Raw genomic sequence first — 8,909 nt, forward strand, 5'->3', positions numbered from 1 at the left:
GTTCGCGCATCCCTCTTTGCCTGCATGCTAAGTGCCCACCTTCTCCATCTCGCAAAGGAGCGCTTGAGCGAGTTGACCTTCCGTGATGAGGAGCCACCAAAACCAAGCTCACCCGTTGCCAAGAAGGTGGTCTCCGCCTCTGCTAAGGCCAAGGCCGCAACCAAGGTCAACAGAGACGGTCAAGAGGTGGCGAGCTTTCGTACCCTTTTGAGCGAACTCGACACCCTCGAAGAGCTGACGTGCCGGGTCAAGGGTTGTGATGTGACCTTCACCAAAACCACAACCCCTACCCCCTTGCAGCGACGAGCCTTTGAACTAATTGGGGCCAAGTTGAGCGTGTGACAGTAAAACTGAGCCCTAGATAGACCAAAACCCCAGGTAGGCGCAGGGATGAGTTGGAATGGTGGGGGTAAGTTCAGTGTAACGAAGGCGCGAACCTGAGACGTTGACCTGGCGCTGCCTTTGTACCAACAGACGTCTAGAGTCGAGACGGACACCTCCTCGCCTAATGAAGCGAGTTTCCGTCGTGCTATCTGAAGACCTACGAATGAACGACACTTTGTCGCTCAGGTAATGTCGTTATTGCCCTTCGTTGGAACTGTAGGACGGCTTGTACTGGATAGGAGCGCTAGCAGTGATATCTAGGGTATTCAACAACGCTAATACAGAGACGTTGAGCGGTGATATAACTTTTTAACCTTTGATCTCAGGTGGTACGGAAAGTAGTGGTCTTTGAAGTTCTGCTGTAGAGTTGTGGCGTAAGGTCTTATTCCCACTTGGGGGAAGGGGGAGACTATGGCAACGATCGTACGAGACGGAGACGTAGTACGGATAGAGCTAAGTTCGTTGGAAAAGGTAGAAGCCATCCATGGAGACCTGGCCATTCCGGTCGAATCCATAGAGCAAGTGGAGATCGTGCACGACATCTTGACAGCGGTTCATGGACTTAGAGTTCCTGGCACCTCCATTCCCGGTGTGATGGCAGTTGGGACCTTTATCTCTCGAGATGGCAAGAGCTTTGTAGTTATCCACCACGGTGAGAGAGAAGGTATCAGATTGACTCTGAAAGGAATGGCCTACGGTGAGGTTCTTATCGGCAATAACGATCCAGATGATCTCGTAGCTCAGCTGAGTTTAGGTTAGGAGCTGCGTTTGCGCCTTCGGGGGTAAGATGCTACACCTGCACTACCAACGCGCCTGCTTTGCAGAGACGTAAATGGAGCTTTGAGGGGTGAAGGATCGCTCCTGTAGCTAATAATTGTGCTCCTCAGGTGGCCAAATGAGGTATTTAGAGCTCTAGGTACCAAAGAGACGACTGAGCCTATCTGGTCGGCGTTCGGTAATAGACCCATGCGCTCAACTTACATCTCAAACTCGAAAGATCGTTTCAGACTACTTAGACCTCGGAACGATTTAGCTAGTTACCAACTTGTTCTTAAACTGTCTCTAGCTGTCGTAGCTCTTTCCTGCGTACGCTAAAGAGGCCTATAGGGTTGAGCGAGGTAGGTAAGTACTGCTCTTTTGAGAGGTGCTAGTGCGTTAGGATAACATCCAACCGTCTCGGACCGTGCACCCCTTCGATCCTCGTAAGCTCTATATCAGATGTGGCTGAGGGTCCTGAGATCCACGTCTGTGCCTTTGTGGGGTCGAGGCGGTCTACAGCCTCCGCAACACCCTTTACCACTTGACTTTTTCTGAGTATCACGATGTGATGATCGGGGATCAGAGATACGATGCGGCGCCCTTGGCCGAGGGACCCGTCAAGTACGATTGTTCCAGTCTCAGCAACAGCAAGCGCGCACTGTGTTATAGCTGTGTCGATCTTGTCTAACTCGATGGCGTCAAGATCTTCGGAGTCGACGGTCACCTTTGCAGAGAGATGGGTATAGTACTCCTCTGGGAGACCCTGGGGCACGACTATAGTTCCAGTGTTTGTTTCCCGAAGAACCTCGGTGATCACTTCTAATACGGAGTCAGAGTCTGAATCGTGTACATGCGCCTTGTAGTCAGACAGTCTGTCACATAACAGCTCAATCAGTTCATCTTCAGGGGCCGTGTTCACTTGGGTTCGTCTTACCTTGGGAACTGGAGCACCCCGGAGGCCGTCGTTAGTGGCACACGAAGAAGCGATCGTGGATAACACAGTTGTTTTTTTGGAAGTTGGAACGTTTATAGACCTAGCTCTTTTGGAGCCAACCAGGGCAAGAGAGCGGAGTCTTAACCTCGACCAAGAGAGGGAAGATCTTGGTCGAGGTCGGGCAGATCCAGATAACGTTATTACAGATGGTCTCTTGTCGCCTAACCACTGTCGAAAGGACGGAGAGCCGGGTAAGGGGAGGTCTCGGGCATTGGTCCATCTAGAGAGGTAGCCTGGCAGATGTTTTATCTTATTGACGTGGAAAAGCTTGGACGGAACTTGAGATAGCGCAGCGCTTCGCTCAAAGAGCGTACTCGAGGAAAAAATAGTCTTTACAGCCCTCATAGCTAATGCTTCCATAGAAGGCGGTGATGTTGTGCGCCTATCATCCACGACCTGCGACCTTAGGTCAACTAAGATTTTTGGTATATCGATCATGACCGGACATACCTCGTAGCAAGCACCGCAAAGAGAAGAGGCGTAGGGTAAAGAGCGTTCGAGTTCACCCCATGTACCTAGACGTAGCTGTGGCTGTAAAATGGCGCCGATTGGTCCCGGGTAGGGAGAACCATAAGCATGTCCGCCAGCCCTCTCGTACACTGGACATACGTTGAGACACGCTGAACACCTGATGCATCTTAGGGTCTGACGACGGAATGGGTCGTTGAGCATGCCGCTTCTACCGTTGTCGAGGAGAACCAGGTGAAAGTCTTTCGGTCCGTCTCCGGGAGTCACTCCCGAGAAGATCGAGGTGTAGGGGTTCATACGCTCCCCAGTTGAAGAGCGCGGTAGTAGCTGCATAAATACGCTCAGCGACTCCCAGGTTGGAAGAAGCTTCTCTACACCCACGATCGAGATTAGCGTTTCGGGCAGGGTCACGCACATTCGCCCGTTGCCTTCCGATTCAACTATTACTAAAGAACCTGACTCAGCTACCAGGAAGTTTGCTCCAGATATCCCTACTTTAGACCCTAAGAAGCGGTTCCTAAGGTGTATGCGAGCCGCAGAAGCAAGAGCCACGGGGTCGTCTGTAAGGTCTTTCGGCGCCGGAGTTCCTCTCTTTTCCATCTCTCTTAGAAAGATCTCTCTGATCTGTGATCGGTTCTTGTGGATGGCAGGAACGAGAATGTGAGAGGGAAGGTCGTCGTCTAGTTGAACTATTAGCTCAGCCAGGTCCGTCTCGTAGCTGTTTATGCCTGCTTCTTTCAACGCGTCGTTCAGCCCTATCTCCGCAGTTGTCATGGACTTTACCTTGACAACATCGCTAACAGCGGTAGTCCTTACCAGGTTCTTGACGATCTCATTGGCCTCCTTGGCGTCGTGGGCGAAGTGCACATGCCCACCTTTGTCCTCTACCTGCTGCTGTAGAAGCTCTAAGTAGGTGTCAAGGTTGCTAAGAGTGTGATCCTTTATCAAGGCTGCTTCTTTTCGCAGTTCCTGCCAGCTTTCCACCTCATCGACCACGGTTCTACGTCTGTTCCTTATCGTATGGGTGGCGTGCTGCAAGTTTTTTCGAAGCTGTGTATCACCTAGTTCGACCTTGGCAAGTTTAGGAAATGAGGTGTCAGAGGAGAAGAGTCTTTCAGCCACGGCTCGCCCCTTCACTTGCCAATATCTCAGCTAGGTGCATGGTTCGAATCCCCATGGAGATACGAGACGCTTCGCCCCCTAGGTGCGTCAGACATGAATTGTCTACGGCGCATAAGACCTCGGCTCCCGAATCTTTTATATTTACAAGCTTGTCTGTTCCCATAGCTACGGAGACGTCGGAGTTCTTAAGTGCAAACATCCCACCAAATCCGCAGCAACTCGTGTAATCTTCAAACTCCACTAGCTCTAAAGAGCTGACCGAACGAAGAAGCTGTAGTGGCTGATCGTAAAGGTGCAAGGATCGGAGAGAGTGACACGTGGGGTGGTAGGCGACTCTGTGTGGAAACTCTGCACCGACGTCAGTTACGCCTAAGCGATTTACTAAAAACTCTGATAGTTCGAAAACGTGTTCCGAGATCTCCTCGAGCTCTTCGGCTAGGGAGTCTTCCCCAAGTCGCCTTGCGGAGAATCCATAGAGATCTCTTACTGTACCTACGCAAGATGCAGAAGGGGAGACTATTACTTCGTAGTCTGAGAAGATATCGTGAAACCGGCGAGCCAGTTTCAGCCCTTCGTCTCTGTAGCCAGCGTTTAGGTGGAGCTGACCGCAACACGTCTGTTCTTTAGGGAATACGACTTCGTGACCGAGTCTGCTAAGGACTCTATAAGTGGCCTGTGCAGTCCTCGGGTAGATCAGATCGTTCACGCATGTGATAAATAGAGCTACCTTCATCTGACTTCTACCTTAGCGACTTCGTGAGAGCTGTCTTTGGCGGACTTGGGATCACGATCATCCACGAGACCAAGACCTCTCGTGGGTGAGTTGAAACGCTTTTATCCTAGCTTTTTAGAACCCTCACCACAAGCCAAGGTGGACCCAAAGTGTACATCTCTTGGCTCATATAGTCTCCCTTTGGCATCCTGAGAAATTATGTGCAAGAGGCTGGATAGCGTTTATGGAACCTATCATCTACGTATTGAAGAAACCTCTCACAAGGGGAACACGATTTCCCCTTAGGTCAAGGAGAACAGAGGCACGGGAGAGTAATGTCCCGCTTTGTTGGTAGTTTAGGAATGGCAAGGTCGGCTCACATACGAGGTAGACCGAAAACAGAGAGGCGTCTAGTGACATCGACGCATGTGTTGTATAGCCAAAACGAGATGGTAAACGGAGGCTATTTCTTAGGGTGGATCCCTGGATCTACAGTTGCGTAAGTTTCGGTGTCGCCTTTACTTATCGCGCAGCTTCAATAAGGAAGTGTTGGGTTGTTTTATAAATTCTGATGGACTCTCGACATTGAGGCTCTTACATATAGATCAAAGATGACGAAGAACGATGATCAAAGGTATAAGGTGGCGGGGAAATCCGTCTCGAGAAAGCTTCAATCATGCACCAGGGTGCGTCGACCGATATCTAGAGAGTGCATGGGGCAAGTTGCTGAAGGGTTGTCAAAACCTGATTTGACTAATGAAGTGGACAGTTGTTTTGACTCTTGTTCGACAAGAAGGGAAATTTTATGCATCTTTCAGCAGAGGAGATGTACCTACTTATTGCGCGATTGGTGAGAGAGGTTGCATTCGGTTTCATAGCGATCGCCTTACCGCTTTACTGGCACGACTCCAAGGTGCCCTCACTCGATGTGGGCTTTACATATACCTTGGTGCTCCTTGCTTCGGCGGCAGCATCGATGTTGTTAGGTAGAAAAATAGACACCATTGGGAGGCGACGACTTCTCCTAGTCAGCTCTCTCCTGTGGGTGCTCTCGATGCCTGTCCTGCTGACAACACACAACATAGCGGTGGTGGCAGTTGTGGCCGTACTTGCAACTATTAGTCCTACAGGTAAAGAGATCGGTCTGTACCTTGCGGTCGAACAGGCAGCGTTGTCGAAGCTTGTCAGCGGTCATGATCGTACAAAGACCTACGCTCTTTTTAACTTTATTGGATATAGTGCCACGGCTCTTGGGGCAGCCCTAGCCGCTGGGATTGGACTGTCACAGGGGTCTTCAGGGCACTTCGGAGCTTCGCTTTTTACCTGGATAGTCCTTGGCTATACCGCAGCAGGAGTGATTCAGTTCGCTCTCTACTACGTGCTTGGCGAAGATATCGAGGTATCTCATCTAAAAAGTGCGACGGATGAAAGTCCCAAGACATCTACGGCTGACGCAAAGGCCTCTTATCGACCCTCGCCGAAGGTAAAGAGGATCGTTATGACCCTCACAGCGCTGTTCACATTGGACGCGTTCTCCGCTGGTCTTATTGTTCAGGGCCTTTTGGTATTTTGGTTCAGGATTAGGTTTCACTTCGACCTCACGCAGCTAGGGGCGCTGTTTTTTGGAACAAATATCCTGTCAGCGTTGTCGTCGTTTGCGGCAGCAAGACTCGCAAAGGTGTTCGGACTTTTGAACACGATGGTGTTTACCCACCTCCCGTCGAACATCTTGCTAATCCTGGTACCGCTAATGCCCAACGCCTATCTCGCAGTAGCAGTGCTGTTGCTAAGGCACGTACTTTCCCAGATGGATGTTCCTACCAGACAGGCCTACACTATGGCGATGGTCGATACCGGGGATCGTTCCTATCTGGCCAGCTGGACTAACGGTGCAAGGAGCCTTGGAACTGGAGGAAGTCCCGTGCTTGCAGGAGCGCTTATAAGCTCTGCATCCTTGCTTTCGTTGCCTTTTCTACTATCGGGAGGACTGAAGATAGTCTACGACTTGGCGCTTTATGCGATATTTAGAAAGGTGCCGCTCGAGTACTACGATACAAAGTAGATCTCTAGCGAAGCTTCAAAAGGCTGCCTATCCTTAGAGACTGCGTGGGGGTAGTCTCCACCCAACAAAGGGCTGGAATGAGCGTTCGAGTACGTTCGATCTGAGCGATGATCTGGCTAAGGGTGTCTTGAGTGATGACAGCATCAATGAGAACCACTTAGGTGAAGGATCTACTTGGTGTGGGTGTTTATGATCTTGGTCTCATTGCTAATCCCACGGGTCAGATCAAAGATGAGCGTAGTAGTGTGGGACTCCTTGATGGGAGTCTTCCATTAGGTCAGAACCGATGGATCAAAGCCCCTGTCTTCAAGGTCAAGACCGAGAGCAAGATTGAAGCGTAATTTATAGCGTACCTGGTGAACTGCCTCTCGGTCGGAGAGCCCCTCCAAGGTCTAAAACACCACAACCGAGGCAATGAGCGAGGCTGTGACCTATAACCTCCCGGTGCCAAAAAGATGGAACTAAGGCGAACCTAGCATCGGCGAATGTCTCTGCGGTGCTCAGCCAGGAAGTGATAGAGAGATCCGGCCTCAAGCAAGGTTGAACGGAAAGCGACGGTGGCAGTCAAATGGGGCTAGGAGCTTTCGGTTCATGAGAGAGAAAAATATCTAGCTGAGCTAAGCAAATGGTGTAGGACAGCACACAGATGTCTCCTTAACTGCCCCTAATTTTCGCCTAGACTCGTGTAGCAGACTCCGAGAACCGAAAGTGGTCAAATGGGCCTAAGTGGTTCAACGGCAAGCACTATCACTTGCGTATCAGATATCTACCGCCGACTGCCTCTAGAAGAAGTAGCTCACATTGCAGGCTGGATAGGCGAAACGGAGTTCGTGTGCCACTTAGCATACGTATCCAGTTTTAGGAATTTGAACCTAGCAGAACAAACATAGAGATCAAGGTAATATGAGCGCACTTTTTAGATTTTGCACTGTTTCGGAGTCGATTCCTTTAGCCAGTGCCCATGCATCTGCACTCCTATAACGTCTCCTTAGCTCAGCTATGAAGATCTGCACGGTAGATGGCTCATACCTATAGATCTCATCTGGTAACCGGACCATGTTCCTTGCGTATCTTGGCAATCGACTGAAGCGCTCGCGAATTCGAACCATGTTCGTTGAGGTCGCTGCGTAGTCCTTTATGACCTCGTCTTCGGTGACACCAACGATGAGGAGAATGAGGGCACAGAGCACCCCTGTACGGTCCTTGCCAGCTGCACAATGAACTATAGTTGGTGCTTCTAGCGGGAGTTTCCTGGCTAGCTACATTTTGGAAATCTGGAGTGTTACAAAAGTATTTCTAAATAAGGCTGTGACCAGCGCGTTTGTGCTGGTCACAGATTCGCGAAGTTTGTCCATCTGTGGTAGTAGCTATATATGGCATATTTGGTTGGCAAGAAGCAAGGCAACAAGACCTATTACTACCTCACCGAGTCAGCCCGTGTCGATGGAAAACCCCGTATTGTTTCACAACGCTATCTCGGTAGTGCCGAAGAGGTTACAGCTTTACTTGAAGGTGGATCAGCTGGAGATCCCAAGCACTCTCGTCACCTTGGCTTTGGAGATGTTGCCGCTACCTGCAGTGTGATTGAGAAACTCGGTATTGCTGACATTGTCGATGAGGTCGTCGGTGCTCGACGAAGCGATGCTGGTGCATCGGTGGGTACCTATATTTCCCCTGGCAGTGCTCAATCGTGTTGTAGCTCCAACGTCGAAGTTGGGCTTTGCACAGTGGGCAGAGCGAACGGTTGTTGATCGACTCTGTACTGTCAAGGCGAAGGCCCTTGATCACCGTCGGTTCTGGGATGCAATGGATCAGCTCACACCGAAGCAGATGAAAGAGATTGAAGAGCGGGTCACCGGAGTCATCATTGAGAGTTTTGGGGTCGATCTCTTGGGTCTCGTGTTAGATATGACGAACTTCGCTACGTACATTGATTCCGCCAACACCAAAGCACCCATTGCTCAACGTGGACACGCCAAGCAAAAGCGTGTCGACCTGAGGTTGATTGGACTTGGGCTCATTGTGAGTACCGACGGAGGGATCCCGCTGCTCTGTCATGCCTATCCCGGCAACCCTTCTGACGTGAGTCAGTTCCCCATCATGGTGAAAGACCTCCTTGTGGGCTTTGGGAAGGTGGCTGGCAACTCTCATGATCTCACTATGGTCTATGACGCTGGTCAGGACTCATTGTCAAATCAGTCCCTCATCCACGAGAGTCAAATGCACTTTGTGGGCTCTCTTCCCCCAACACAGCACAAAGACCTTCTCGCCATACCAAGAAGCGACTACATAAGCGTTGACGAAGAGCGCTTCTTGGGAATCACTGCGTATGAAAGCAGGACTACTGCCCTTGGAGGTGAGTACCGAGTGATCCTCACCCACTCTGAGACCTTCTTTGACAAACAACG

General features: G+C 50.5%; 8 protein-coding genes and 2 pseudogenes. 5 read left to right on the forward strand and 5 right to left on the reverse strand.

Annotated elements, in window-relative coordinates; translation table 11 throughout:
• Both BUA24_RS11040 and BUA24_RS11045 read left to right on the forward strand, forming a co-directional pair.
• Positions 1 to 342 (forward strand): annotated as a pseudogene (locus tag BUA24_RS11040) (IS1634 family transposase); the annotation flags it as partial.
• Between the two features lie 453 nt (positions 343 to 795).
• The gene (locus tag BUA24_RS11045) at positions 796 to 1,143 is read left to right on the forward strand and encodes a hypothetical protein (protein WP_072792562.1); all 348 of its coding nucleotides are present in this window, start codon (positions 796 to 798) and stop codon (positions 1,141 to 1,143) included.
• Positions 1,144 to 1,531: 388 nt separating this feature from the next.
• Here BUA24_RS11045 and BUA24_RS13480 read toward each other — a convergent pair whose 3' ends face one another.
• The 3 genes and pseudogenes from BUA24_RS13480 to BUA24_RS11060 all read right to left on the reverse strand — a co-directional run bounded on the left by BUA24_RS13480 (position 1,532) and on the right by BUA24_RS11060 (position 4,460).
• Complete coding sequence (locus BUA24_RS13480) at positions 1,532 to 2,143, reverse strand: LutC/YkgG family protein (protein ID WP_419187305.1); 612 nt, start codon at positions 2,141 to 2,143, stop codon at positions 1,532 to 1,534.
• Positions 2,144 to 2,302: 159 nt separating this feature from the next.
• Positions 2,303 to 3,727 (reverse strand): annotated as a pseudogene (locus tag BUA24_RS13485) (LutB/LldF family L-lactate oxidation iron-sulfur protein); the annotation flags it as partial.
• Positions 3,720 to 4,460 carry a (Fe-S)-binding protein gene (locus BUA24_RS11060; RefSeq protein WP_072792568.1) on the reverse strand — a complete coding sequence of 247 codons (741 nt, stop codon included), beginning with the start codon at positions 4,458 to 4,460 and terminating at the stop codon, positions 3,720 to 3,722. The gene BUA24_RS11060 and the pseudogene BUA24_RS13485, both read right to left, overlap by 8 nt.
• A gap of 784 nt (positions 4,461 to 5,244) precedes the next feature.
• Between BUA24_RS11060 and BUA24_RS11065 the strand changes: the two genes are divergently transcribed.
• The gene (locus BUA24_RS11065) at positions 5,245 to 6,501 is read left to right on the forward strand and encodes an MFS transporter (RefSeq protein ID WP_072792570.1); all 1,257 of its coding nucleotides are present in this window, start codon (positions 5,245 to 5,247) and stop codon (positions 6,499 to 6,501) included.
• Between the two features lie 272 nt (positions 6,502 to 6,773).
• On the opposite strand, the gene BUA24_RS13490 is transcribed toward BUA24_RS11065, so the two are convergent.
• Together BUA24_RS13490 and BUA24_RS11075 are read right to left on the reverse strand one after the other, a co-directional pair.
• Positions 6,774 to 6,890, reverse strand: coding sequence for an IS1182 family transposase (locus tag BUA24_RS13490; RefSeq protein ID WP_072792572.1), 117 nt, complete (start codon positions 6,888 to 6,890; stop codon positions 6,774 to 6,776).
• Between the two features lie 504 nt (positions 6,891 to 7,394).
• Positions 7,395 to 7,727, reverse strand: a complete 333-nt coding sequence (locus BUA24_RS11075; RefSeq protein WP_143146538.1) for a tyrosine-protein phosphatase — start codon at positions 7,725 to 7,727, stop codon at positions 7,395 to 7,397.
• 217 nt (positions 7,728 to 7,944) lie between these two features.
• On the opposite strand from BUA24_RS11075, the gene BUA24_RS11080 reads away from it, so the two are divergent.
• Both BUA24_RS11080 and BUA24_RS11085 read left to right on the forward strand, forming a co-directional pair.
• Positions 7,945 to 8,085 carry a hypothetical protein gene (locus tag BUA24_RS11080; RefSeq protein WP_178138817.1) on the forward strand — a complete coding sequence of 47 codons (141 nt, stop codon included), beginning with the start codon at positions 7,945 to 7,947 and terminating at the stop codon, positions 8,083 to 8,085.
• Between the two features lie 15 nt (positions 8,086 to 8,100).
• Positions 8,101 to 8,909: IS1634 family transposase (locus BUA24_RS11085; protein ID WP_178138818.1), on the forward strand; the 809-nt coding region annotated here is incomplete at its 3' end.

This window comes from Ferrithrix thermotolerans DSM 19514 (assembly GCF_900128965.1).
Taxonomy (GTDB): domain Bacteria; phylum Actinomycetota; class Acidimicrobiia; order Acidimicrobiales; family Acidimicrobiaceae; genus Ferrithrix; species Ferrithrix thermotolerans.

What these genes read in the sequence shown, in the direction of transcription:
- BUA24_RS11065 (WP_072792570.1), top strand. Translation starts at nt 5,245, where the DNA reads ATGCATCTTTCAGCAGAGGAGATGTACCTACTTATTGCGCGATTGGTG.
- BUA24_RS11045 (WP_072792562.1), top strand. Translation starts at nt 796, where the DNA reads ATGGCAACGATCGTACGAGACGGAGACGTAGTACGGATAGAGCTAAGT.
- BUA24_RS11060 (WP_072792568.1), bottom strand. Translation starts at nt 4,460, where the DNA reads ATGAAGGTAGCTCTATTTATCACATGCGTGAACGATCTGATCTACCCG.
- BUA24_RS11080 (WP_178138817.1), top strand. Translation starts at nt 7,945, where the DNA reads ATGGAAAACCCCGTATTGTTTCACAACGCTATCTCGGTAGTGCCGAAG.